The sequence below is a fragment of the Duganella flavida genome (assembly GCF_009857445.1).
GTDB classification, from domain to species: Bacteria; Pseudomonadota; Gammaproteobacteria; order Burkholderiales; family Burkholderiaceae_D; genus Rugamonas; species Rugamonas flavida.
Map to the genome: position 1 here is coordinate 79,903 of NZ_WWCN01000011.1, position 22,654 is coordinate 102,556.

At 61.6% G+C, this 22,654-nt stretch carries 24 protein-coding genes; 15 read left to right on the forward strand and 9 right to left on the reverse strand.

All coding sequences use genetic code 11. The features are described from left to right. Nucleotides 1-30: 30 nt before the first annotated feature. Complete coding sequence (locus tag GTP46_RS17660) at nt 31-654, forward strand: FxDxF family PEP-CTERM protein (RefSeq protein WP_161007953.1); 624 nt, start codon at nt 31-33, stop codon at nt 652-654. Here the strand turns inward: GTP46_RS17660 and GTP46_RS17665 are convergent. The 4 genes from GTP46_RS17665 to GTP46_RS17680 all read right to left on the reverse strand — a co-directional run bounded on the left by GTP46_RS17665 (nt 651) and on the right by GTP46_RS17680 (nt 4,471). After that, nucleotides 651-1,649, reverse strand: coding sequence for an FHA domain-containing protein (locus tag GTP46_RS17665; RefSeq protein ID WP_161007954.1), 999 nt, complete (start codon nt 1,647-1,649; stop codon nt 651-653). The genes GTP46_RS17660 and GTP46_RS17665 overlap by 4 nt on opposite strands. Further along, entirely contained in the window at nt 1,646-3,016 is a 1,371-nt protein-coding gene (locus tag GTP46_RS17670; protein WP_161007955.1) for a S1 family peptidase, read from the reverse strand. Before GTP46_RS17670 ends, GTP46_RS17665 begins: the two co-directional genes overlap by 4 nt. A 15-nt stretch (nt 3,017-3,031) precedes the next feature. Then, nucleotides 3,032-3,670: a GTP cyclohydrolase II gene (ribA, locus tag GTP46_RS17675; RefSeq protein ID WP_161007956.1), complete on the reverse strand. Its 639-nt coding sequence runs from the start codon at nt 3,668-3,670 to the stop codon at nt 3,032-3,034. A gap of 99 nt (nt 3,671-3,769) precedes the next feature. Next, complete coding sequence (locus GTP46_RS17680) at nt 3,770-4,471, reverse strand: pirin family protein (RefSeq protein WP_161007957.1); 702 nt, start codon at nt 4,469-4,471, stop codon at nt 3,770-3,772. Between the two features lie 109 nt (nt 4,472-4,580). Between GTP46_RS17680 and GTP46_RS17685 the strand changes: the two genes are divergently transcribed. The 7 genes from GTP46_RS17685 to GTP46_RS17715 all read left to right on the forward strand — a co-directional run bounded on the left by GTP46_RS17685 (nt 4,581) and on the right by GTP46_RS17715 (nt 11,731). Then, entirely contained in the window at nt 4,581-5,498 is a 918-nt protein-coding gene (locus GTP46_RS17685) for a LysR family transcriptional regulator (protein WP_161007958.1), read from the forward strand. Nucleotides 5,499-5,567: 69 nt separating this feature from the next. Beyond that, entirely contained in the window at nt 5,568-6,554 is a 987-nt protein-coding gene (locus tag GTP46_RS17690; RefSeq protein WP_161007959.1) for an EAL and HDOD domain-containing protein, read from the forward strand. Beyond that, nucleotides 6,547-8,703 (forward strand): putative bifunctional diguanylate cyclase/phosphodiesterase, encoded by a 2,157-nt coding sequence (locus GTP46_RS17695; RefSeq protein ID WP_161007960.1) that lies wholly within the window; start codon nt 6,547-6,549, stop codon nt 8,701-8,703. The genes GTP46_RS17690 and GTP46_RS17695 overlap by 8 nt, the downstream gene beginning before the upstream one ends. Before the next feature lie 153 nt (nt 8,704-8,856). Beyond that, nucleotides 8,857-10,038, forward strand: coding sequence for a hypothetical protein (locus GTP46_RS17700; RefSeq protein ID WP_229259000.1), 1,182 nt, complete (start codon nt 8,857-8,859; stop codon nt 10,036-10,038). Next, nucleotides 9,983-10,765 (forward strand): Ig-like domain-containing protein, encoded by a 783-nt coding sequence (locus GTP46_RS17705; RefSeq protein WP_161007961.1) that lies wholly within the window; start codon nt 9,983-9,985, stop codon nt 10,763-10,765. The genes GTP46_RS17700 and GTP46_RS17705 overlap by 56 nt, the downstream gene beginning before the upstream one ends. Nucleotides 10,766-10,785: 20 nt before the next feature. Beyond that, nucleotides 10,786-11,358, forward strand: a complete 573-nt coding sequence (locus GTP46_RS17710) for a BPSL1445 family SYLF domain-containing lipoprotein (RefSeq protein ID WP_161007962.1) — start codon at nt 10,786-10,788, stop codon at nt 11,356-11,358. A 7-nt stretch (nt 11,359-11,365) separates the two neighbouring features. Next, nucleotides 11,366-11,731, forward strand: a complete 366-nt coding sequence (locus GTP46_RS17715) for a glutaredoxin (protein WP_161007963.1) — start codon at nt 11,366-11,368, stop codon at nt 11,729-11,731. Here GTP46_RS17715 and GTP46_RS17720 read toward each other — a convergent pair. Together GTP46_RS17720 and GTP46_RS17725 are read right to left on the reverse strand one after the other, a co-directional pair. Then, the gene (locus GTP46_RS17720) at nt 11,728-12,033 is read right to left on the reverse strand and encodes a protealysin inhibitor emfourin (protein WP_229259001.1); all 306 of its coding nucleotides are present in this window, start codon (nt 12,031-12,033) and stop codon (nt 11,728-11,730) included. The two genes, GTP46_RS17715 and GTP46_RS17720, sit on opposite strands and share 4 nt — an antisense overlap. Nucleotides 12,034-12,043: 10 nt before the next feature. Continuing rightward, complete coding sequence (locus GTP46_RS17725; protein WP_161007964.1) at nt 12,044-13,069, reverse strand: M4 family metallopeptidase; 1,026 nt, start codon at nt 13,067-13,069, stop codon at nt 12,044-12,046. Nucleotides 13,070-13,324: 255 nt separating this feature from the next. Between GTP46_RS17725 and GTP46_RS17730 the strand changes: the two genes are divergently transcribed. Together GTP46_RS17730 and GTP46_RS17735 are read left to right on the forward strand one after the other, a co-directional pair. Next, entirely contained in the window at nt 13,325-13,504 is a 180-nt protein-coding gene (locus tag GTP46_RS17730) for a hypothetical protein (RefSeq protein ID WP_161007965.1), read from the forward strand. Between the two features lie 101 nt (nt 13,505-13,605). Continuing rightward, the gene (locus GTP46_RS17735; RefSeq protein WP_161007966.1) at nt 13,606-14,244 is read left to right on the forward strand and encodes a hypothetical protein; all 639 of its coding nucleotides are present in this window, start codon (nt 13,606-13,608) and stop codon (nt 14,242-14,244) included. Here GTP46_RS17735 and GTP46_RS17740 read toward each other — a convergent pair. Beyond that, nucleotides 14,241-14,447: a DUF3820 family protein gene (locus GTP46_RS17740; protein WP_161007967.1), complete on the reverse strand. Its 207-nt coding sequence runs from the start codon at nt 14,445-14,447 to the stop codon at nt 14,241-14,243. The genes GTP46_RS17735 and GTP46_RS17740 overlap by 4 nt on opposite strands. Before the next feature lie 108 nt (nt 14,448-14,555). Between GTP46_RS17740 and GTP46_RS17745 the strand changes: the two genes are divergently transcribed. The 5 genes from GTP46_RS17745 (at nt 14,556) to sppA (ending at nt 20,662) form a co-directional block, all read left to right on the forward strand. Further along, nucleotides 14,556-14,813, forward strand: coding sequence for a hypothetical protein (locus GTP46_RS17745; RefSeq protein WP_161007968.1), 258 nt, complete (start codon nt 14,556-14,558; stop codon nt 14,811-14,813). 32 nt (nt 14,814-14,845) lie between these two features. After that, a complete protein-coding gene (locus tag GTP46_RS17750) occupies nt 14,846-15,943 on the forward strand; it encodes an aromatic ring-hydroxylating dioxygenase subunit alpha (RefSeq protein ID WP_161007969.1) in 1,098 nt (365 codons plus the stop codon). A gap of 85 nt (nt 15,944-16,028) precedes the next feature. After that, nucleotides 16,029-17,240: an MFS transporter gene (locus tag GTP46_RS17755; RefSeq protein ID WP_161007970.1), complete on the forward strand. Its 1,212-nt coding sequence runs from the start codon at nt 16,029-16,031 to the stop codon at nt 17,238-17,240. Nucleotides 17,241-17,286: 46 nt separating this feature from the next. Beyond that, nucleotides 17,287-18,744: a sodium:solute symporter gene (locus GTP46_RS17760; RefSeq protein WP_161007971.1), complete on the forward strand. Its 1,458-nt coding sequence runs from the start codon at nt 17,287-17,289 to the stop codon at nt 18,742-18,744. Between the two features lie 19 nt (nt 18,745-18,763). Next, the gene (sppA, locus tag GTP46_RS17765) at nt 18,764-20,662 is read left to right on the forward strand and encodes a signal peptide peptidase SppA (RefSeq protein ID WP_161007972.1); all 1,899 of its coding nucleotides are present in this window, start codon (nt 18,764-18,766) and stop codon (nt 20,660-20,662) included. 5 nt (nt 20,663-20,667) lie between these two features. On the opposite strand, the gene GTP46_RS17770 is transcribed toward sppA, so the two are convergent. Next, the gene (locus tag GTP46_RS17770) at nt 20,668-21,921 is read right to left on the reverse strand and encodes a sensor histidine kinase (RefSeq protein ID WP_161007973.1); all 1,254 of its coding nucleotides are present in this window, start codon (nt 21,919-21,921) and stop codon (nt 20,668-20,670) included. Beyond that, nucleotides 21,921-22,649: a response regulator gene (locus GTP46_RS17775; RefSeq protein ID WP_161007974.1), complete on the reverse strand. Its 729-nt coding sequence runs from the start codon at nt 22,647-22,649 to the stop codon at nt 21,921-21,923. The genes GTP46_RS17770 and GTP46_RS17775 overlap by 1 nt, the downstream gene beginning before the upstream one ends. Nucleotides 22,650-22,654 lie beyond the last annotated feature (5 nt).

Sequence of the window (22,654 nt, forward strand, 5' to 3'; positions counted from 1 at the left end):
CATCGTACTCACCTCTTCAGGAAGCCCACCATGAAAACCGCCCGTCTGATTCAAGCTGTCGCCATCGCTGCTTTGTTCGCTACCGGCGCAGCTTCGGCTGCTACCAATCTCATCACCAATGGTGATTTCGAGAGCTATTCGGTCTACGTGCCGAACGGTGGCTACACCATGGTGGGTGCAGGTTCGAGCGCCATCACCGGCTGGATCGTCGGCGGCGTGTCGGTGGACCTGATCAAGAATAGCTACGGTTCGGTTGGCGCCAACAGCACCAGCGTGGACATGCTGGGCACCCCAGGTCCTGGCGTGTTGTCGCAGTCGTTTAACTACGCCGCCAACACTACTTACAACCTGTCGTTTGATGTGAGCCGCAACCCTAACGGCAGCTACACCGCCGTGCAAGTGGATGTGAACGGCGTCAGCAACCTGTACGTGGGCACCAGCACCCCAACCACCTACAGCTTCTCGTTCACCACCGGCGCGACCGGCGGTTCGGAACTGCTGAAATTCAGCAGCGTTGGTGGCGACGGCTACTCGGGCGCAGTGCTGGACAACGTCAAGCTGACCGCCGCCGTGCCAGAACCAGAAACCTACGCCATGATGCTGGCTGGCCTGGGTCTGGTAGGCTTCGCAGCCCGCCGCAAAAAACAGGCTTAATCAGTCGCGCTGTCCTCGTCCTCGTCCTCTGTGTCGGGGACGCCGTTTTTCACGGATTCGCTGCGGGCGACATCGAGCGCAGTCTTCAATTTTCCAGCGTTGGCCATGAACTGGTCGACACTGCGATTCTCACTATGCCGTACTTCCGGCGGCAGCAATACCGACATATAGAGTTCATCGGCCGCACGGCCTGTGCTTTGCAAGTTGGCCATTACCATCAGTCCTGAACCTGCCAGCAGCATCACAGTCGCCGTGATCAGGAAACGGCGTGGATGATGCGGTTTGATCGTCAGCAGGTGGAAGAACACCATGCCGCAGGCGATCGCCAGCGTGACCAGGTTGCCGTAGCGTGTCAGCGATTCGGCCGACCAGGCATAGGCCAGCACCGAACTGGCCGCACGCCACAAGCCTACCGTCGCCAGCGCACTGCCCAAGATGAACAGGTGCCGCCCCATGCGCGCGTGACTGCCAAATAAACGGTTCGCCAGCGCCCACACACCAGTCCACAGCAAGCCTGCCGCAAGGCTGGAGGCCAGCACCAGTAGGTAGCGGATCAAAGCAAACGGCTCGACGTCGGACAGCCAGGTTTCCAGGCAGGTGAACACCGCAATCAGCAGCAGCCCAATGGTGGCGGGCGTTGCGCCTTCCCAGCCGTGCATGGTGGTGTCGGCGATTTCCGCCGCGACCGGGAAATCGTAAGGCCGCACGCGCAGCCGCGTATGGCCGAGGCGCACCACGGTGTTGCCGTCCAGCGTGACGATGTTTTGTCGGCGGCCCTTGTAGACCGTGCCGTTCTTGCTGCCGAGGTCGCGCAGCACCACTTGATTGTGATCGTCCGTTTCAACGATGGCGTGGCTGGCCGCGCTGTGCGCATCATCGAGGATGATCTCGTTATCGTAGCTGCGGCCGATGCGGATCGGCAGCTGCGCCACTTTGTGCCGGTGCAGCACGTCGCCATTGCGGGCCAGGATTTCGATGAAGTAGGGAGCTTTCATTTCCCGCCTCCTTTCTTCGGCGCCAGCGACAGCGAATCGAGGAACACGCGCGACAGGCGCAAGCCGTTTTCATACGACACGCCGCGCGCATCCAGCCGGCTCTGGAGGCTCATCATGCCTTGGTCGGTGCTGGCGGTCAGCAGCGCGAAGTCGTACAGACCGGCGAACTTGCGGTAGGCGCGCACGCACAGCACGGCGCGCAGCGGCAGGTCTTTGTTCTTCACAAAATCTTCGGTGCAGTTAGGACCGGTCATGCGCGCATCCTTGTTGCTGCCGAAGTGTTCGTTCTTGAAGGAGGCGGTGGCCAGTTGCGCAAAGCGCAGCTTGTCGAGGCTGGTGCTGCGCAAGAATTGATGGCGGATGCTGACCTGCCCGGTTTGCAGCGAGCCGCTGACGAAGATTGCGGATTCCATCGCGCAGCTGGCGTCGTCCACCGTGAACGGCTTGTCGGCCTTGACGTTGGAGCGCCCCCAGCAGCGCATCTGTTCGGACTCGCGCACCGGCACCTGATACGGCCCCATCGGCTTCAGGCTCAACGGACTGGCCAGCAGCTGGTTGACCATTGCGGTCTGGTGCTTGAGCAGCTGGCTAGCCACCACGGCGGTGAAGTCGGTCGGCGCTTTCTCTTGTGCTTCGACTTTTTTCAGCAAGTCCTGCGCGTAACGGGCCGGCACCAGGAAGCTGACCAGTTCGCCATCGAGGCGCTTGGAGACGTTGATGCCGGCCACCGAGCCATCGGCCGTTACGCTCGGTCCGCCGCTCATGCCGGAGTTGATCGGGCCGGTGAACATCAGCTGGTCGTAGAAGCTGCGCGCGATCACGCCGTTGTAGGCGCCTTCGGAAATCGCAAAGCCGAGGTCGAGCGGATTGCCCATTGAGTACAGGTATTGGCCTTGGGCCAGGCGCGCCAGCTGCTCGGGCATCTTGAAGAAGCCGGTACCGTTGCGGCTCACGCGCAGCACGGCCAGGTCATGCAGCACATCGACCGCCAGCAGTTCGACATTGCCGCGCTGGCCGCTGGTGTCGATCCATTCGCCGACGTAGGTGGCAGGGTCGAGCGCGAATTGCGATACCACGTGGTAGTTGGTGACGACCAGATTGCTGGTGCCGATCAAAAAGCCGGAGCCGACCGAGGATTGCGTGCGGCCGCTTTTCAGCAGTGAGCGTACTTGCAGGATGTCGTTCTTGGCGGAGGCATACAGATGCTGGGCCGCGCTGGAGGGCGGCGGCAGCGGGGCGGTCTCGCTACCGGCTGCGTCGGCTGACGCGGCCGGCGGCTGGGCTGCGGGAGGAGTCGGGGCGGCCAGCGCGATGCCGGCGTAGCCCCAGGTCAATGCAAGTAGTGCGGCGAGCTTGATGACTTTCATGCAGTCCTTAAAACGTTACAGCGCGCCATCCTCCACCGGCGCCGGCGTCAGCGGCGTCATCATGTGGCCCAGCTTGGCGGCCTTGGTATCCAGATAGTATTGGTTGAAGGCGTTGCGGTTGACTAGCAGGGGGACCCGCTCGGCCACTTCCACACCCAGTTTGGTCATGGCATCGATCTTACGCGGATTATTGGTCATCAGGCGTAAGCTTTTCACGCCGAATTGTTCCAGCATCGGTTTCACCAGGCCATAGGTGCGCTGGTCGGGCTTGAAGCCCAGCTGTTCGTTGGCTTGTACCGTGTCGGCGCCGGCTTCCTGCAGGCGATAGGCGCGGATTTTGTTCAGCAGGCCGATGCCGCGGCCTTCCTGGCGCAGATACAGCAGCACGCCGCGGCCTTCGTCGGCGATTTTCTTCAGCGCGCCTTCCAGCTGGGCGCCGCAGTCGCAGCGCTGCGAGAACAGCACGTCGCCGGTCAGGCACTCGGAGTGCACGCGCGCCAGCACCGGCGCGCCGTTGCCGATATCGCCCAGCACCATGGCCAGGTGTTCCTTGCCCGTGGCCGGTTCCACGAAGGCGTGCAGGGTGAACTGGGCCCACGGGGTTGGCAGGGCGCAGGAGGTGACGTAATTCACTTCGTCTTGGGACTGCGACATGGTTTTGCTCTTTATTCTGTTCTGATCAAGTAAAAAAGGTGCGCCGGGCTGTTCCAACAGACCCGGCGCACCCTTCATGATACCAAAAACGGAAGAAACTTATTTCGGCAAGTCAAATACCAGTACTTCCGCCGCTTTGGCTTGTTCCAGCGTAACCAGCGCTTCGTCGGTGATCTTGAGTGCATCGCCGGCGTTCAGAGCCACGCCGTTGACCGTCACATCGCCACGGATTACGTGGACATACGACTGGCGACCGGCTTTCAGCTCATGCTTCAGGCTATCGCCCGAGGTCATGATGGTGGCGTAGATGGCGGCATCCTGATGGATCAGCACCGAGCCTTCGCGGCCGTCGTTCGAGGCGATCAGGGCCAGCTTGCCCAGTTTGCTCTCCGGCGTGAAGTTTTTCTCTTCATAGCTCGGTGGGATGCCGACCTGGTTCGGTTGAATCCAGATCTGCAGGAAGTGCACCAGTTCGCTACGATCACCGTTGTACTCGCTGTGACGCACGCCGGTGCCGGCGCTCATGCGCTGGACGTCGCCGTAGTGCAGCACCGAGCCGGTACCCATGCTGTCCTTGTGCTCCAGCGCGCCGCTCAGCACGTAGGAGATGATTTCCATATCCCGGTGGCCGTGGGTGCCGAAGCCTTGGCCGCCCTGGACTTTGTCTTCGTTGATCACCAGCAGCGGGCCGAAGCCGACGTGTTCAGGGTCATGGTAGTGTCCGAACGAGAAGCTGTGTTTGGAATCCAGCCAGCCGTGGTTAGCTTTGCCGCGCGATTCAGATTTACGTACTTGCAACATGGTGGGCTCCTTTAATGTGCGATAATTTTGAAAGCGATGGACACATTGTAGACCCGCATTTCCGAATAAAAAAACGGAAAATTTACCCCTCTACTATCGAAAATTTCGAATGCTTAGACTCAGCCTGGAAGCCCTGCAAATCGTGGACGCCATCGACCGGCGCGGCTCATTCTCGGCCGCCGGCAAGGAATTGCACCGCGTGCCGTCGACGATTTCCTACACCGTCAGCAAGCTGGAAGACGACCTTGGCGTGCAAGTTTTCGAACGCAACGGCCCGCGCGTCGAGCTGACCAAGGCTGGCGCCGAATTGCTGAAAGAGGGACGCTACCTGCTGAAGGCTGCGCTAGATCTGGAGCACCGCGTGCGCCGGGTAGCGTCCGGTTGGGAAACCGAGCTGGCGGTGGCGATGGATTCCATGTTCTCGCCGTGCATGTTCCATGACGACGTGCCGGCTTTTTACGAGGTGGCCAAGCAAACCCGGCTGCGCATCGTGCAGGAAGCGCTGTCCGGCACCTGGGAAGCTTTGCTGGAACGCCGCGCCGACCTGCTGGTGGGCGCCGCCGGCGATGGCCCGGCCGGCGGCGGCTATGTGTCCGAGCCGATCGGCAAGATCAACTTCGTGTTTGCGGTGGCGCCTTCGCACCCGTTGGCGGCGGTGGAGGGGACGCTGGGCAGGACGCATTTGCAACACCATCGCGCCATCAGCGTGGCCGACTCGGCGCGCCAGATGGCGCCGCGCACGGTTGGTTTGTTGCTCGGCCAAGACACGCTGACCGTACCCGACATGAAGACCAAATACCAGTACCAGCTGGCCGGCATGGGCTTCGGCTTCCTGCCCGAACCCTGCGCGCGCGCCGCCATTGCTGCGGGTCTGCTGGTCGAGAAGCAAGTGGACGAGCCGAAACCCGCCGAGACCTTCTACCTGGCCTGGCGCAGCGGCGAAAACGGCGCAGCGCTGAACTGGTGGCTGAACCGCATGCGCCAGCCTGGCTTGTTCGAGCGACTGGTCAGTCACCTACCATCATAATATTGACTAAAGCCAATAATTTCGGAGTACCATAGCAGGATAATCGACCGTCTCCCGTTGGAATTTTTCATGACCGTATCGACCGCCATGCCGCCCGTGTTCCTGCATCCTCTGGCCGACCGCAACGGCAGTCCGGCGGCATTGCTGTTTGATGCGTCGCGCCTGCCTGCTGGCGCGGCTGAGTTGCCCGTCGCGCTGCTGGAAGAGCTGGCGGCGGGCAGCATGAATTGCTTCTACCGCGCGGGTACCTCGCAGGAACTGAATGCGGCCTTGGCACAAGCCGGCTGGAAGGTGCTGATGGCCGACAAAGTCCAGCAGGCCGATGCCGCGCTGCCCAAGGACTTGCCGCCAGCGGTGCAGTGGATCGAAGGTGAATGGTTCCTCGCGCTGCCTGCCAAACCAGTCGGCACGCAAGCGGCCTCGCGCGCGCTGGCGCTGCAGCTGGTGCAGCTGGTCTCCGCCGATGCCGATACCCACGAAATCGAAGCGCTGCTGCGGCAAGACCCCACACTGTCCTATCACCTGCTGCGGCTGGTGAATTCGCTGGGCATGGGCACTGGCCGCCGCGTTACCAGTTTTTCGCAAGCCATTTTGATCCTCGGTCGCTCGCAGTTGCGACGCTGGCTGAACCTGATGCTGTTCTCGTCGCGTGAAGGCGACCAGCGCTCGGCTATGCTGCTGTCGCGCGTGGCGGTGCGGGCGCGGGCGATGGAGCTGCTGTCCAAAGCCTGCGGCGAGGACAAGCATCACCAGGAGCAAGCCTTCATGGTCGGCATGTTCTCGCTGCTGGGGGTGTTGTTCGGCATGCCGCTGGAGGAGGTGCTGAAGCCGCTTACCATCAGCGAGTCGGTGCAGCAGGCCCTGCTCTCGCATGAAGGCGAACTGGGCCAGCTGCTGTGCGTGGTTGAATCAGCCGAGCACGAGCACTACGAAGCGCTGGCCGCCTGCCTGGGGGCGCTGCAAGTTGATATCGCCACCTTCAACCGCATCGTCGTCGACGCCAATTTGTGGATGCAGAGCGTGGCGGCGGGCAAAACTGGAAGCCCCCATGCGTGATGCCATCGAGCGTTGTCTTGCCCTGAGCCGCCAAGCCCGGAGTGAACAAGGCGACGCGCTGGCACAGACATTAACCGCACTCGATGCGGCACTCAAGGAAGCACAATCAACCTTACGTCCGGCCGATATGGCGGCACGGGACACCACACTGGCACTGGACCTCACCGGCTACGTCACCGCCTGGAGCGATGGCGCGGAGCAGATGTTTGGCTACACCTCGGCTGAGGTGATCGGCCAGCATGTGCTATTCCTGTACGCGGAAGACGATGACGACGGCAATATCGCCGAGCTGTTCTTCGAGCACAATCCTGGCGATGCGGCAGCGCGCACCGAGGTGCGGCGGCGCAAGAAGAGCGGTGAAATCATCTGGGTCCATCTCGACATCGAACTGCGCCACGAAGATGGCGAGCCAGCCGGCATGCTGGTGCGGCTGTCGCAAGCCAACCAGGCCTTGTCGGATATGGACAAGGTCAACCTGCATGCCCGCATCATCGAAGACAGCGAGCAGGGCGTGCTGATCACTGATGCGCATGAACGCATCGTCTCCATCAATTCCTCCTTCACCCGCATCACCGGCTACACGCCGGCCGAATCGATCGGCAAGACGCCGGACCTGCTGCGCTCCGGCGTGCACGATGCCGACTTCCGCGCCAAGGTGCGCGAGGCCATGCAGGGCGGCGGGCCGTGGCGCGGCGAGATTATCGGCAAGCGCAAGAACGGTGAGATGTTCCCGCAATCGGTGACTATCAGCGCGGTGCGCGACCAGAACGGCAAGATCAGCCACACGTTCTCGCTGTTCTCCGACATCAGCGTGCACAAGGATGCCGAAGCGCGCATGCAGCGCATGGCCAACTACGATCCGCTGACCGGCTTGCCCAACTTGTGCCTGCTGACCCAGCTGGTCGGACAGGCGCTGGCCGAGACCAAGCGTTCGGGCGAGCAGGGCGCCTTGATGGTGATTGAAATTACCCGCATCGGCGCCATCAGCGATACGCTGGGCCATGAAATCGGCAACGAGCTGCTGTGCGAAATCGGCCGCATCTTCCGCGGTTCGCTGCGCGAGGCCGACGTGCTGGCACGGCTGGACGGCCACCGTTTCGCCATCGCGCTGCTGCATGTGGAGAAGCGCGAACACGCAGGCATCGTCGCCAAGAAGCTGTTGGGCGCGCTGGCCGCGCCGATTGCGATTGCCTCGCACAGCTTGCAGGTGGGCGCGCACATCGGCATCACTTCGTACAGCGAGGACGGCCTCGACGTGCCGACCCTGATACGCTGTGCCGACGTGGCGGTGGCTAAGGCGGCGCAAAGCATCGAGTCCAACTTCCTGTTCTACAGCGAAGAGATGAACCAGCGCGCCAAGGAGCATTTGCGCATCGAGAGCGAGCTGCGGCAGGCGCTGGTGAACAACGAGCTGCAACTGTACTACCAGCCCAAGGTGAGCTTGCGCAGCGGCCGCATCGTCGGCGCCGAGGCGCTGCTGCGCTGGCGCCATCCGGTACGCGGGCTGGTGTCGCCGGGCGTGTTCATTCCGGTGGCGGAAGAGACCGGGCTGATTCTCGACCTCGGCACCTGGGTACTGGAAGAAGCTTGCCGCCAGGTGCGCGAGTGGCGCGACACCAATATGATCACGCCGCCGATTGCGGTCAACCTGTCGGCGCGCCAGTTCGATAACGAGCTGCCCAAGCGCGTGGCGGCGGTGCTGGAAAAACATCGCGTGCAGCCGGACCAGATCAACCTCGAAATCACGGAAAGCCTGCTGGTGCGCGGCACCGACAAGGTGATCGCCATCATGAACCAGCTGGTGGCGATGGGCATGGCGCTGGCGCTGGACGACTTCGGCACCGGCTATTCCAGCCTGGCCTACCTGAAAAAATTCCCGATCAGCACCCTCAAGATCGACCGTTCTTTCGTGATTGGTTTGCCCTACGAAGAAAATGATTGCGCCATTGCGCGGGCTATCGTGACGATGGCGCAGCAGTTGCGGCAGGAGATCGTGGCGGAAGGCGTGGAGACGGCCGAGCAAATGGCGTTCCTGCGCGAACTCGGTTGCGACCAGTTGCAAGGTTATCTGTTCAGCCAGCCGGTGCCAGCGGCGGATTTCGCGGCCATGCTGCGCGAAGGGAAGCGGTTGGCGTTCACCCCGCGCTGATCCTGCCTCCTGCCCAAGAGGGAGGGACCGCAGGGACATGCCGTGCTACCTTGGTTATTGCCGATTCCGGCAATAACCGACCAGGAGGAGTACATCATCATGACTGCCTTGGCTTCACTTTCGTTTCGTATTTTAGGCCTCGCCCTTGCTGTCATGGTGACGACGGCCCAAGCCGCGCCTGCGCCGGCCATGCAATCCGCCACCCGGCTGACGTTTGGCGATGACCATACCTTGTTTGTCGCCGACTGGAAGGGCGCGCGCATCTACGCCTTGCCGGTGACGACGCCGGCCAAGGCGGCCGGCAAGCCATTCAACCTGAAGGATGTACAAGCGCCGATTGCCAAGACGCTGGGCGTGGCGCCAACCGCCTTGCGCTTCGAGGACCTGGCGGTGCAGCCGGGCAGCGAGGTGGCGTTTGTGGCGGTGACGGTGCAGGGCGCTAAAGGCAAATCGTCGCCCGCCATCGTTACCATCGACGCCAGCGGCAAGGTGCAGCGGCTGGACCTGTCGAAGGCGACCGGGTCGGCTGCCATCACGGATGCGCCAGCGGCCGACGCCACCTTCTGGCGCGACGTGCCGGTGCAAACCCTGACCGTGACGGATATGCGCTTCTATCAAAACAAGCTGTACGTGGCGGGCCTGTCCAACCGCAGTTTTGCCTCGACCTTGCGGGTGTATGACTATCCGTTCAGCGGTGCGGCGAAGGCCACCACCATCGAGATGTATCACCCGGTGCATAACCAGATCGAGACCCGTGCGCCGATCCGCAGCATGACAGTGATGACCATCGCCGGCGAGCCAACGCTGGTGGCAGCCTACACCTGCACGCCGCTGGTGCTGATCCCGCTGAAGGACTTGAAAGACGGTGCCCACATCGCTGCCAAGACGGTGGGCGAACTGGGCTGGGGCAGTGCGCCGAACGGGCTGGTTAGCTTCAAGCAGGGCGATACGGAATATGCGTTACTGGTCAATTCCAGCCGCTCGGCGGATTTGCTGAGTGCTGCAGAACTGGGCAACGGCGCCGCCGCGCCGGGATTGAACACGCCGATCGAAGTGCCGGCCAAACCGTATTCAGGCGTGAAAGCGCTGATGACGCCGATGGCGGCCACCATGCGTGTCGATAACCTGAATCCGGAACAGCTGCTGGCGCTGCGCCGCGACGATGCTACCGGCCAGGTGCAGCTGGTGTCGGTGCTGAAGGGCGCCTACTTGCGCCTGAGCGATTTTGTGAACGAGTATGACTTTGCCGATTATCGCTATCCGGATGGGGACAGGTACCGTGATTTCCACAAGTACGCCCGTGGCCTTGAAGGCTATCCTGAACTGGCGCGCTAGCGCGCTGCTGCTGGCGTTGCCGCTGATTTCGTCGGCGGCCACGCTGGTAACGCCATCGGGCCCGGCGGTGCCGGAGAATTTGCTGCGCATCGTGCTGCATCTGGACGCGCCGCTGAAAGCACCGCTGGAGATGCGGCACGTGCTATTGTCTGATGCTGATGGCGTGCCCATCGACGGTGCTTTCCTCGATCTGCCACTGGCCGGACGCGATGGCAAGTCGCTGACGCTGCTGCTGCATCCGGGCCGCATCAAGACCGGTGTGGGGCCGAACTTGAAGGTGGGGCCGGCGCTGCATGCCGGGCAAAGCGTGGTGCTGCGCATCGATGATCCGCAGCTGGGCCGGATGGTGGAAAAACGCTGGCAAGTGCAGCCGCCGCTGCGGCAAGCGATCACGCCGCAGCAGTGGACTTTGCAGGCCGTCAAACGCGGCAGCCGGACGCCGTTGCGGGTGGTCTTCCCAACGGCGCTGGATGCCGATGCAGCGCCGCTGCTGGCGCTGCAAGGCCCAGGCGGGACGCGCGTGGCTGGCACGGCGCGGCTGGCCGCCGGCGAAACTGAATGGCGCTTCACGCCGGCGCAGGCATGGCGCGCCGGCAGCTATGTGCTGCGGGTGCATCCGCAACTGGAGGACCCGCAGGGCAATCGCTTGTGTTCGGCATTTGAGCAAGCCGGGCAGAGCGCTCAACAGTGCGACGACGAAGGGCGGCGCGAGTTTATCATCGACTAACAACCTTTTTGGAGACTGTCATGCTTAAACGTACCTTTGCAGTATTGACGCTGGCTTGTGCCGGCCTGGCCATGAGCGGCTGTACCACCACTACCGGCGCGGCCAAGCCTAGCAGTTCGGCCGTCAAGACCGAGATCGAGCAGGGCGCGTACAACACGCTGGAGCGTTTGTACAAGGAAGTCAAAGGCTCGCGCGAGCTGGTGCAAAAGGCCAATGGCGTGCTGGTGTTCCCGAATGTGGTGGCGGCCGGGCTGGTGGTAGGCGGCGAATACGGCAAGGGTGTGCTGCGCACCGGCGGCCAGACAGCCGATTACTACAGTGTGGCCTCGCTGTCGGTGGGCTTCCAGGCTGGCGCACAGTCGAAGGCAGTGGTACTGTTGTTCATGAGCCGCGAGGCGCTGGACAAATTCCGCAATGGCAAAGGCTGGACCGCTGGTGTGGATGGGTCGGTGGCGTTGATTAAAGTGGGCGCCAATGGAGAAATAGATACCAACACAGCCAATAATCCTGTGCAGGCATTCGTCTTAACCAATGCTGGCCTGATGGCCAACCTGAACCTCGAAGGCACCAAAATTTCTAAACTTGATTTATAAGGCAATAATGACCCGTCACATCCTGGACCAAGCCCGTATCCATCCTGCCGCACTGGCGCAGATCAGCAGCTATCACAGCGAGCTGATCGCCGAAGTGGAGGCCGCCATCGCCGCTAACAAGGTGGTGGTGATCGGCATGGGCTTGAATCCTTTTCCGGCCAAGGCGCGCAAGATCCTGGATGCGCAAGGCATCCAGTACAAATATCTCAGCTACGGCAATTACTTCTCGACCTGGCGTCCGCGCCTGGCGCTCAAGCTGTGGAGCGGCTGGTCGACCTTCCCGATCATTTTCGTGAACGGCACCCTGATCGGCGGCGCGACGGATCTGCAAAAGCTGATTGCCAGCGGTGAGCTGGCGCGCTTGCTGGCTTAATCCGGCTTGACTTCGTCGCTGAGCTTTTCGGTCAGCGCCTTGAGGGCCGGCGGCGCCTCGTCCAGATGGTAGCGGACGCAGTGCGCTTGCTGGCCGTCGTCCACTTCCAGGTCGTATTGAAAGTCCCATGACTTGGGCGCTTCCTTGACCAGCTTGGGATGCAGGGCGAAGAAGTCGCTGGCATACAGCAGCTTCTGCACTTCATCGGCCTGGTCGGCCGGCAGCTGGGCCAGGTCGACGGTGCGCGTTTGCGCGCCGGCCGGTCCGGCGAAGCCGCCTGTACATTTCAAAGTCAAACGCATGATGCGTCCTTCACGCTACGCCGACCACTTTCCATGCCGCTTGAATGGCATGCTGCTCGGCTGAATTAACTCCATACAGCAGCGCTGCTGAATCCGAAGTGGCCTTGGCCATGTCGGCAAAGGTGGAGTTGGAGGTCAGCAGCGACAGCGCCTTGTACCAGATCGGCCCGGCCTTGTCCCACGCATTGCCCTTGAGCGCGATGGCCGCTGCGTAAAACGCGTGGTTGGGGATGCCGGAGTTGGTGTGAACATCGCCGCCTTGCACATATCCTGCCATGTTTTTCGGCTGGTCGTCGCCCGACCAGGTGAGCTCCTTGTTGCCAGGATCGGCCATCGAGCGCAGCGCCTTGCCGACGGCCGGCGCCATGATGCCAGCGCCGATCAGCCAGTCGGCCTGCTCGACGTTCTGCTTGAGCGTCCACTGCTTGACGATGCTGCCGAACACGTCCGAGATCGATTCGTTGAGTGCACCGCTCTGGTCGGCATAGACCAGTCCGCCCGGTACCGCATATTGCGTGACGCCGTGGGTGAGTTCGTGGGCAATGACATCGATGGCGCCGGTGAAGCCGAGGAACAGCTTGCCATCGCCATCGCCGTACACCATTTGCTGGCCGTTCCAGAAGGCGTTGTTGAAGTTGGTCTGGTAGTGCACGGTGGAGTCCAGCCGCAGGCCCTTGCCGTCGACCGAGTTGCGCTTCAGGACTTCGCGATAGAAGTCGTAGGTGGCGCCGGCACCGTCGTAGGCCTGGTTGACGGCCTTGTCGCTGGACGGTTTGCTGTCCTCGCCGCGCACCAGTTTGCCGGGCAGGGCGGTTTTGTGCTGGGCGTCATACACCGTGCGGCGCTTTTCGCCGGTGGCTGCGACCAGCCCCATCACCAGCGGCGCGACCGAGCGCTGGCCACGCAGGTGGGCCGACAGTTCGACCTGGTCGAGCAGGCTGTGGCGTTCGCTGGCGCTGGTGGCTTCGTCGGCCAGCTGGCGCAGCATCTTCGACGGGATGATAAAGCAGGTGCAGCCGTGCGCGTGCTCGTCCATGACGTTCTCCAGAAACAATGCAATAACGTATTTATACACGGATTTGCATTGCCGGGATGTCACGCTTGCCGCCCGGTTTGCCGATTTGGCAATCGCATGGCAAGATGCCGAATTATTTAATTAAAACACCATGAAACTAAAGCAATCTTTATCGATTCTACTGGGCTTGTCCCCGCTGGCAGGCTGCATGACCCAAACCAGCACCTTGGGAAACGCCGGCAAGCTTGAGGACAATGAGTATGGCTATGGCTGCTGGTGCCGGTGAAGCCGGGGCGTTATTGGCTGGGGAATGTGCAGGCGGGTTTCTACGGCGGCTACCACGTCGAAACTGAATTGCATGCACCGTATCCGCTGATTACAGTGCGCAAAGGCGAGATCACTTATGCAGGCAGTATTCAGGTGATCTCCAAGCTGGGGCGGAATGTGGAGGGCTAGGTCCGAGGCTGACATCGCGGCCATGAAAAACATGGATGCGCGTGTTGCCAAGCTGCCGGTATCCAACGGCTTGAAAAATAATACACACTAAGAGAGAAATAATGGTTTTTGCCCTGAAGTCCTTGAAATATTGCGCCGCCGGCGTGTTCGCGGCAATCGTGCTGAGTGGCTGTGCCTCGGTGAAAAATCGCACCGGCGATGCCGAACCTTTGGCCGCCAGTGGCACCGGCTATGTGTTTGCCAGTGTGATGGCCCGGAATGAGTCGTCTGATCCGGAGTTGAAGCTGGGGCAAATCGCGCTGGTAAATGCTTTCTTCCATCCGGTGGATGAACCCAAGAAGGTTGAGTTCGTCGTCATGAACGATTTGAATCCCGATATGAAACGCGCCAAGCTTGAGAGCGGCGGGGGCTTCCGCACCTTTGTGTTGTTGGCCGTCAAACCGGGCAAATATAAGCTGGGCAAGGTCATCGGCTCGATGACCGCTTATCGCAAAGAAATCAGCCGTGAGATGGTGGATATGCCGGAAATCGAGGTGCGCGAAGGGCAGGTGTCCTACGTTGGCAGCGTGCGGATCATCACCGGTGTCGGCAAGGGCTGGCTGTTTGGGCAGGCCCTGCCCGCGTCGGCCGGTATTTCCGTGGTCGACGACTATGCACAAGACTTGATGGCGATCAAAACGCTGGATACGCGCTTGAATACCTTCAAGTTCTCGAACGGTTTGACCGGGAAAGTGCGCTAACGGAGCGGGTCGAGCAGCATGCGCAAGTTGTTGTGATCGATTTCGTACATGAGTGCGATTAGCATGCCGAGTTCGCCCGAAGGAAAACCTTCACGGGCGAACCAGCCAAGATAATGGCCCGGCAAATCCGCAATCTTGCGGCCCTTGTATTTCCCGTAGGGCATTTCCCGCGTCAGCAGCAGGGCGAGTTTTTCTGAATTCACTTTGAATCTATTGGTGTGAGAGTTCGATAGGATTTTGCTTTAAAATCACGCTAGAATGCCAGATGATAACCTTTGTTTCTGGAGATTAGTCACCTGAATGGAGCTAACATGGAACAAGAGCATGGTGTGCGGAATGTGAACAAGAGCGCGTTTGGCGACTTTATCGATTTTGACCTGCGGGTAGTCGATTCATGGCGCCAATGCCGCATTTCGGGCACGGCTTTGGTGATGCTGGGAAGCCCCGCCAAGGTATCCGGTTTGAAAGCATTCGAGTTGTATGAAGCGCGCATCGGCCAGATTGCCGCGAGTCTCTCGACCACCCGTGCAGGTGGTGGCCGTCTAGCAATCATTTCCTCTGATATTTGACTTTCGCTCCCTGAGATCCACTGTATTTCCCCATGCTGACTAACCTGTGGTACGTAGTGCTGCCGTCTTCGCAACTGCGGGATGGCTTGAAGTCTGTACAAATGCTGAACCAACATTTTGTCGCTTTCCGCGATGCTGAGGGAGTGGCGCGCCTGCTGTCGGATATCTGCGTTCATCGCGGTGGTGCCTTATCGGCCGGCGCCAAAGTAGGCGACAGTGTGCAGTGTCCTTATCATGGCTGGCGCTTTGGTCCCGACGGTGTCTGCACGCATATTCCGGCACAGCCGCAGCTGCGTATTCCCGCCAAAGCAAGGGTGGATGCGTACCCGACCATCGAGCGTTACGGCTGGATCTGGGCATTCCTCGGCGATTTGCCGGAATCCGAACGTCCACCGCTGCCGCGATTGGATTGGGTCGATGATCCCCATGTGCGGGTGGTGTCCGGGCACTTCGACTGGAATGCCAGTTGGGATCGTGTGATGGAGAACGGTCTCGATTTTGCGCATGCGCCATTCGTCCACGGCAGCACTTTTGGCGACCCGGACCATCCGGAGATGGGCGCGTTCGAGGTCGAACATGAAGCATGGGGTGGCAGCGCGCAGATGACGATGCGCCGCCCGGTACGTAAGGGCTGGCGCCGGCAACCTACCGGCGAGCATGTGGAGGTCGCCACGCGCCCCGGTTTCCATCTATCCGGTCCATGCGCGACGCTGGAAGTCGCGCCGCGTGACGGCTGGAAGATTCATATTGTTTCGGCCCACGTACCGGTGGACGGCCAGCGCACCCGTACTTGGTGGATGATGGGCCGCACCTTCCTGCGCTCGGCGCTGTTTGACCGTCGCGTTATCGCCAGCAACCTGAATATTTTTAAGCAGGACCACGTCATTCTCAGCAAAGTGCGCCCCGAGCGCGTACCGGACAGTTGGCAACAGGAAGTCTCGGTCAAGTCGGATGCCCTGCAAATTGCCTTCCGCCAGAAAATCAAGGAACTGGAACAGCGCGGCTGGCGCATCGACGAAGACCGCGTGGCGCGCGAGTTCACCGGCCGTACTGCCTGCGTGGTGCCCAGCCCGCAGCGCCGGGAAGGGGGAGCGTGGGCCATCGAGGCTATTCCAATTATTGCCTCATAATCAAAGATGTTTTTGGTTTTCCTGTCTTTCTCTCACTAACGAGAACCCGGATACTGCATGACTTCAACTTTTCAGGAGTTATGTCATGCCAATTGCACTGCTTGCGCTGACCATCAGCGCGTTTGCCATCGGGACTACCGAGTTTGTTATTGTCGGCCTGCTGCCGACTATCGCCGCCGATCTGGGCGTGAACCTGCCGTCGGCCGGCCTGCTGGTCAGCCTGTATGCGATGGGCGTGGCCATCGGCGCGCCGGTGCTGACCGCGCTCACCGGCAAAGTGCCGCGCAAGCTGCTGCTGGTGTCGCTGATGGTGCTGTTCACTCTCGGCAACCTGCTGGCGTGGAAGGCGCCCAGCTACGAATCGCTGGTGATCGCCCGCATCCTGACCGGCCTCGCGCACGGCGTATTCTTCTCGATCGGCTCGACCATCGCCACCTCGCTGGTGCCGAAGGAGAAAGCGGCCAGCGCTATCGCCATCATGTTCACCGGCCTGACCGTGGCGCTGGTAACCGGCGTGCCGCTCGGGACTTTCATCGGCCAGCATTTCGGCTGGCGTGAGACTTTCCTTGCCGTGTCCGCGCTGGGCGTGCTGGCAGTTGCCGGTAGCGCGATTTTTGTGCCCTCGACCATCACCCACAACAAGCCTGCCTCGCTGCTGCAGCAAATGAAGGTGCTGGCCGAACCGCGCCTGCTGCTGGTGTATGCCATCACGGCGCTCGGCTACGGCGGTTCGTTCACGGCTTTCACCTTCCTCGCCCCGATCCTGACCGACATCACCGGTTTCAGCGTGAATGCGGTGGGTCTGGTGATGCTGGTGTACGGGGTATCGGTCGCGGTGGGGAATATCTGGGGCGGCAAACTGGCCGACCAGCGCGGTCCGGTGGGCGCGCTGAAGATCATCTTCCTCGGCCTGGCCGCTGTACTGCTGGTGCTGACCTTCACCGCACCGTACAAATGGCTGGTGCTGGCAACTGTACTGGCGTGGGGCGCGGTGGCGTTTGGTAACGTGGCCGGCTTGCAGGTCTACGTGGTGCAGCAGGCTGAACACTTCACGCCGCGCGCTGTCGATGTGGCTTCGGGCCTGAACATCGCTGCGTTCAATCTCGGTATCGCCGGTGGCGCCTGGGGTGGTGGCTTGATCGTCGAACATCTGGGCCTGGTGCATACCGGCTGGATCGGTGCATTGGTGGTGCTGGGCGCCTTCGGCCTGACCGCGTTGAGCGGCCGGCTGGATCGCCTGAATCCCCGCTCGGCCAGCGTTGGCGGCGCCAAGTCGATCCACGCTGTGGCGCACTGATTGAGGTATATTGGCGGCGATTTGATTCACTCGCCGCTAATTGCCCATGTCCGCAGTCTCCCTGTTTTGCCTCGTCTCCGCATATTTCGCCTTGCTGCTGGTGGTGGCGTGGCGCACGTCCCGTAACGCCAATAACGATAGCTTCTTCATCGGTAACAAGAGCAGCAACTGGATGCTGGTCGCGTTCGGGATGGTCGGCACCACGCTCAGTGGCGTGACCTTCATCAGCGTACCTGGCGCCGTCGGCCGCGATGGTTTCGGCTACCTGCAAGTGATACTCGGCTATGTGCTGGGCTATATCGCTGTCGCTTACATCCTGCTGCCGCTGTACTACCGCCTCAAGCTCACTTCCATCTACACCTATCTGGAGCAGCGCCTCGGACCGCGTTCCTACCAGAGCGGCGCGGCTTTCTTCATCATCTCGCGCACGCTGAGCGCATCGGCGCGGCTGTATCTGGTGGTGAACATCCTGCAGCTCACCATCCTCGATAGCATGGGCGTGCCGTTCTGGCTGACCACTGCCGTGATCCTTGCCATGATCCTGCTGTACACCTACGAAGGCGGCGTTAAAACTATCGTCTGGACCGACGCCCTGCAAACCACCGGCATGGTGCTGGGCCTCGTGATCTGCGCCGGCTGGCTGCTGCACGAGATGAACCTCTCGCCACTGGACAGCATCGCGCAAATGCAGGCGCACGGCATGACGCGCGTGGTTACGTTATCGGTCGACAGCCCGGCCTACTTCTGGAAGCAGGTGCTGGCCGGCTTCTTCATCGTACTGGCGATGACCGGCATGGACCAGGAGACCATGCAGAAGAATATCTCCGTCAAAACCCTGCGCGATTCGCAAAAGAACATGCTGCTGCTGACCGCTGTACTGACGGCTGTACTGGTACTGTTCATGTACCTTGGTGGCTTGCTGTACCTGTACGCCCCCACGGCAGGTGTATCGGCAGTGGGCGACAAGATCTTCCCAACTGTGGTGATGGCGCACATGCCCGCTGTATTGCAACTGATTTTCTTCATTGGCCTGATCTCGGCGCTGTTCCCGAGCGCGGACGGCGCCATGACCGCGCTGACGTCCTCGTTCAGCATTGACATCCTCGGCATCCAGCGCCGTAGCGACCTGACGGAGGCGGCGAAGAAGGGCCTGCGCCACCGCGTGCACCTGGTGTTCTGCGCCGTCTTCCTGACGCTGGTGCTGATGTTCAAATGGGTGGATAACGCCAGCATGGTGGGCCTGGTGCTGAAGCTGACCGGTTATACCTATGGCCCGCTGCTTGGCCTGTTCGCCTTCGGCATACTGACCCGCCGCGCGGTGCGCGACCGCTGGGTGCCGCTGGTGGCGTTGGCAGGACCGCTGCTCTGTTATGTCATTGATTGCAATCAGGAAAAGCTGTTTGGGACCTACCGTATTGGTCTGGAACTGCTACTCTTGAACGGTGTACTGGTCTTTACCGGTCTATTGCTTATCTCGAAAAAGCAGTATCATCATTGCAAATAACGCAACCACTGGAGTGTTGATGAGCCAATCGCCGTTTTCCTATATCCGTAACGGTTTCGCCTTTTTCTGGCGTGCGCTGGACGCCGGCCGCCGTACGATCCTCAATCTGATTTTCCTGTTTATTTTGCTGGCGCTGTTGTACGCCATCTTCGGCGGCGGCGCCAAGCCGTTGCAACCCAAGACCACGCTGGTGCTTGAACTGAAAGGCCAACTGGTGGAGCAGTCGAGTGTCAACGCGCGCGATGCGCTGGTGACCAACTTGCGCGGCGGCGACGTGCACAAAATGATCCAGCTGCGCGACCTGCTGGCCGTGCTGGATCAAGCGGCCAAAGATCCCGATATCGGCGCAGCCGTGCTGCTGACCGACGAGCTGCAAGGCGCTGGCCAGGCCTCGCTGCGCGAGGTGGCTGCGGCCATTGATCGCTTCAAGGCGTCCGGCAAACAGGTGGTGGCGTGGGGCTCCAGCTACGACCAGCGCCAGTACCTGCTGGCCGCGCATGCCAATGAAGTCTACCTGCACCCCATGGGCATGGTGCTGATCGAGGGCTTCGGCCGCTATCGCAACTACTACCGCGACGCGCTGGATAAGCTGGGCGTGACGGTCAACCTGCTGCGCGTCGGCACCTACAAGAGCTTCGCCGAGCCGTTCATCGCGAATGGTCCGTCGCAGGCCGCCAGCGAGGCGGAATCGTATCTGAATAATGCACTGTGGAGCGCCTACACCGACAACGTGGAGAAGGCGCGCAAGCTGCCGCAAGGCGCGGTGATGAAAACCATCAACGACCTGCCGGCCCAGGTGGCGGCGGTGAATGGCGACCTGGCCAAGCTGTCGGTGTCGACCAAGTTCGTGGACGGCCTGAAAACCAAAGATGAAATCCGCCAGCTGATGATCAAGCGCGGCGCCGCTGACACTGAGGGCAAGAGCTTCCGCCAGATCGCCTACGAGGACTACCTTGCCCGCGTGCCGCGCAAGCTGACCGGCGACGCCGTCGGCGTGATCGTGGCGCAGGGCGAAATCAGCGACGGTACTGCCGGGCCGGGCTCGATCGGCGGCGATTCGACTTCCAAGCTGATACGCATGGCACGCGAAGATGACAGCATCAAAGCTGTGGTGCTGCGCGTCGATTCGCCAGGCGGTAGCGCGTTCGCATCGGAGCTGATCCGCCGCGAACTCGAATTGACGCGTGCTGCCGGCAAACCGGTGGTGGTTTCGATGGGTAACGTGGCAGCTTCGGGCGGCTACTGGATTTCGATGTCGTCTGATGAAGTGATCGCCGAGCCGACCACCATCACCGGTTCGATCGGCGTGTTCGCCATCTTGCCGACTGCCGACAAGGTGATCGACAAACTGGGCATCCACACCGCCGGCCAGCCGACGACGTGGCTGGGCGATGCGGGCAATCCACTGCGTCCACTGGACCCGCGTCTCGGCCAGGTTATCCAGGGCAGCATCAATCACATTTACGCGGAGTTCACCACCAAGGCTGCCGCTGCGCGCAAGACCACGCCGGAGAAGATTGACGAAGTGGCACAAGGCCGCGTGTGGACTGGCTCGCAGGCCAAGGAGCGTGGACTGGTTGACCGTTTGGGCAGCTACGGCGATGCGTTGAAATCCGCAGCAGCCCGCGCCAAACTGCCAGCCGATTATCGCGTGGTGTATGTGGAGCGTGATGTCAGCAAGTTTGACCGCGTGGTCGAAATGCTTGGCGGCGGTGCAGCGCAGGCGGCCGCGCAATCGACCCTGCAGTCGATCGCGCAAGCCGTGGCAGCGCAGCTGAAGCTAGGCGCTGCCGCCAGCACCGGCCTGCCGCCAAGCGCCGCAAGCGGCATTGCGAACGACTTTGGCTGGCTGTCCGACATCACGGCGCAGAAAAAACCGTTCACCGCGATCACCCACTGCCTCTGCGAATCGCCTTAATCGTCTTAAATTAACGGCAGCGTAATTTCAAAGCAGCTGCGTCCATCTTTCATCAGGGCGCAGCGTGCTTCGCCGCCGTGGCGGCGGGCGATCTGGCGTACCAGCGCCAAGCCCAAACCGGCGCCCGTGTTATCCAGCGTGCCGCGACGGCGGAAGAAGGGCTCGAACACGCGCTCGAATTCCGGGTCCGGTACGCCCGGTCCTTTATCCCACACCCGCAATGTTGCCTCACCACCGGCGCAGCTGATTTGCACGCTGGCCGGCGCCACGCCGTGGCGGTGCGCGTTTTCCAGCAGGTTGCGCAGCAGGCGGCGCAGCAGGCGTGGATCGCCTTGCATCAGGGCCGATTCACCGTCGAGTTCAACGTCGTCGTAGTGCGCGCATTCTTCTGCGGCCAGTGCCAGCAGGTCCAGTTCTTCCGTGTCGGTGTTTTCCTGGATGGCGCCGAGGCGGCTGGCCAGCAGGATTTCATCCAGCAGGTGATTCAGTTCGGCGATGTCCTGTTCCAGGCCTTTGCGGCGTTTCGGATCGATACCTTCCGGGATCAGCTCCAGCGCCAAGCGGATGCGCGCCAACGGCGTGCGCAGTTCGTGCGAGGCGTTGGCCAGCAGCGTTTTATGCGCGCCTACCAGCTGCTCGATCTGGTCTGCCGCGCGGTTGAAGCTTTGCGCCAGCCGCGCCACTTCGTCCTTGCCTTCCACCGGTACGCGCGCCGTGAAGTCGCCAGCACCGAGTTTTTCCACGCCCATTTGCAAGCGCTCCAGCCGCTTGGTCAGGTGGCGCACCAGCGGGAAGGCGGCAACGCCAAGGCCGATCGCCAGCAGCAGCAAGGCGTTGTGCAGCATGGCCTTCGGGCGCGTGAAGCCCAGCGGTTCGCTCGACAGCAGCTTGCGGCCATCAGGCAGCCGCACGAAAGATTCCGGCGGCGGACCGGTCACGCCTTGGCGGCGCCAGTGACGTGCCGGGATTTGGTCGCCGACCACGGCCAGCGGACGCCAGTCGTGCGTGTATAGCGTCATATGGGCGTTGAGGCCAGCGGCGACGCGGACCAGGGCCGCTTGCTGTACTTCGGGCGGTGCGTCGATAGGCGCCAGCACGTTCTGCATCACTTGCGCCAGCGTGTTGTTGGAGCGTTCCAGCGGGCTGCCGCTGCGGTTCCAGATCATCACCACGGCAAAGGTGAACAGCACCAGGATAAACAGCAGCGCGACGTAAAAGCGGAAGTAGAGGCGCGGAAGGCCCATGCTGAAGCGGGCCATCAGTCTTGCACCTTGGCGAACAGGTAGCCGGCGCCGCGCACGGTGATGATGCGGCGCGGCTTTTTAGGATCGTCTTCCACGGCGGCGCGGATGCGCGACATGTGGACGTCGATGGAGCGGTCGAAGGCTTCCAGCGGTTCGCCTTTCAACAAGTCCATCAAGGCATCGCGCGACAGCACGCGGCCGGCGTGCTTGGCCAGCACCAGCAGCAGGTCGAACTGGTAGGCGGTCAGCTCGCACGGCACGCCATCCAGCTTCGCTGCGTGGGCGGCGGGATCGATTTCGAGTCGGCCGAAGCGCAGGAACTCGGTGCTGGCCTGCGTACCAGCGGTGCGCGGTGTATCCAGATGGCGTAGGTCGACGCGGCGGCGCAGGATGGCGCGCAGGCGCGCCAGCAGTTCGCGCGGCTCAAATGGCTTGGGCAGGTAGTCGTCGGCGCCGATTTCCAGACCGACGATGCGATCGATGGCGTCGCCGCGCGCGGTGAGCATCAGCACCGGAATGTCGGAGGTGGCGCGCAGTTTGCGGCACACGTCCAGGCCATCCATATCGGGCAGCATCAGGTCCAGGATCACAGCGTCGATGTCGGCGGCGGCGATGTGTTCCATCGCGGCGCCGCCGGTCGGCGCGTGGGTAACGCGGAAGCCCGCCTGGCTCAGATACTCGGTGAGCATCTCGGCCAAACGGGGGTCGTCTTCAACTAACAGAATGCGGTCTACAGGGTTCATGCGGT

Excerpts from the sequence above, each read along its gene's own strand:
- GTP46_RS17660 (WP_161007953.1), top strand. The coding sequence starts at position 31 with ATGAAAACCGCCCGTCTGATTCAAGCTGTCGCCATCGCTGCTTTGTTC.
- GTP46_RS17665 (WP_161007954.1), bottom strand. The coding sequence starts at position 1,649 with ATGAAAGCTCCCTACTTCATCGAAATCCTGGCCCGCAATGGCGACGTG.
- GTP46_RS17670 (WP_161007955.1), bottom strand. The coding sequence starts at position 3,016 with ATGAAAGTCATCAAGCTCGCCGCACTACTTGCATTGACCTGGGGCTAC.
- ribA (WP_161007956.1), bottom strand. The coding sequence starts at position 3,670 with ATGTCGCAGTCCCAAGACGAAGTGAATTACGTCACCTCCTGCGCCCTG.
- GTP46_RS17680 (WP_161007957.1), bottom strand. The coding sequence starts at position 4,471 with ATGTTGCAAGTACGTAAATCTGAATCGCGCGGCAAAGCTAACCACGGC.
- GTP46_RS17685 (WP_161007958.1), top strand. The coding sequence starts at position 4,581 with ATGCTTAGACTCAGCCTGGAAGCCCTGCAAATCGTGGACGCCATCGAC.
- GTP46_RS17690 (WP_161007959.1), top strand. The coding sequence starts at position 5,568 with ATGACCGTATCGACCGCCATGCCGCCCGTGTTCCTGCATCCTCTGGCC.
- GTP46_RS17695 (WP_161007960.1), top strand. The coding sequence starts at position 6,547 with ATGCGTGATGCCATCGAGCGTTGTCTTGCCCTGAGCCGCCAAGCCCGG.
- GTP46_RS17700 (WP_229259000.1), top strand. The coding sequence starts at position 8,857 with ATGGTGACGACGGCCCAAGCCGCGCCTGCGCCGGCCATGCAATCCGCC.
- GTP46_RS17710 (WP_161007962.1), top strand. The coding sequence starts at position 10,786 with ATGCTTAAACGTACCTTTGCAGTATTGACGCTGGCTTGTGCCGGCCTG.
- GTP46_RS17715 (WP_161007963.1), top strand. The coding sequence starts at position 11,366 with ATGACCCGTCACATCCTGGACCAAGCCCGTATCCATCCTGCCGCACTG.
- GTP46_RS17720 (WP_229259001.1), bottom strand. The coding sequence starts at position 12,033 with ATGCGTTTGACTTTGAAATGTACAGGCGGCTTCGCCGGACCGGCCGGC.
- GTP46_RS17725 (WP_161007964.1), bottom strand. The coding sequence starts at position 13,069 with ATGGACGAGCACGCGCACGGCTGCACCTGCTTTATCATCCCGTCGAAG.
- GTP46_RS17735 (WP_161007966.1), top strand. The coding sequence starts at position 13,606 with ATGGTTTTTGCCCTGAAGTCCTTGAAATATTGCGCCGCCGGCGTGTTC.
- GTP46_RS17745 (WP_161007968.1), top strand. The coding sequence starts at position 14,556 with ATGGAACAAGAGCATGGTGTGCGGAATGTGAACAAGAGCGCGTTTGGC.
- GTP46_RS17750 (WP_161007969.1), top strand. The coding sequence starts at position 14,846 with ATGCTGACTAACCTGTGGTACGTAGTGCTGCCGTCTTCGCAACTGCGG.
- GTP46_RS17755 (WP_161007970.1), top strand. The coding sequence starts at position 16,029 with ATGCCAATTGCACTGCTTGCGCTGACCATCAGCGCGTTTGCCATCGGG.
- GTP46_RS17760 (WP_161007971.1), top strand. The coding sequence starts at position 17,287 with ATGTCCGCAGTCTCCCTGTTTTGCCTCGTCTCCGCATATTTCGCCTTG.
- sppA (WP_161007972.1), top strand. The coding sequence starts at position 18,764 with ATGAGCCAATCGCCGTTTTCCTATATCCGTAACGGTTTCGCCTTTTTC.
- GTP46_RS17770 (WP_161007973.1), bottom strand. The coding sequence starts at position 21,921 with ATGGCCCGCTTCAGCATGGGCCTTCCGCGCCTCTACTTCCGCTTTTAC.
- GTP46_RS17775 (WP_161007974.1), bottom strand. The coding sequence starts at position 22,649 with ATGAACCCTGTAGACCGCATTCTGTTAGTTGAAGACGACCCCCGTTTG.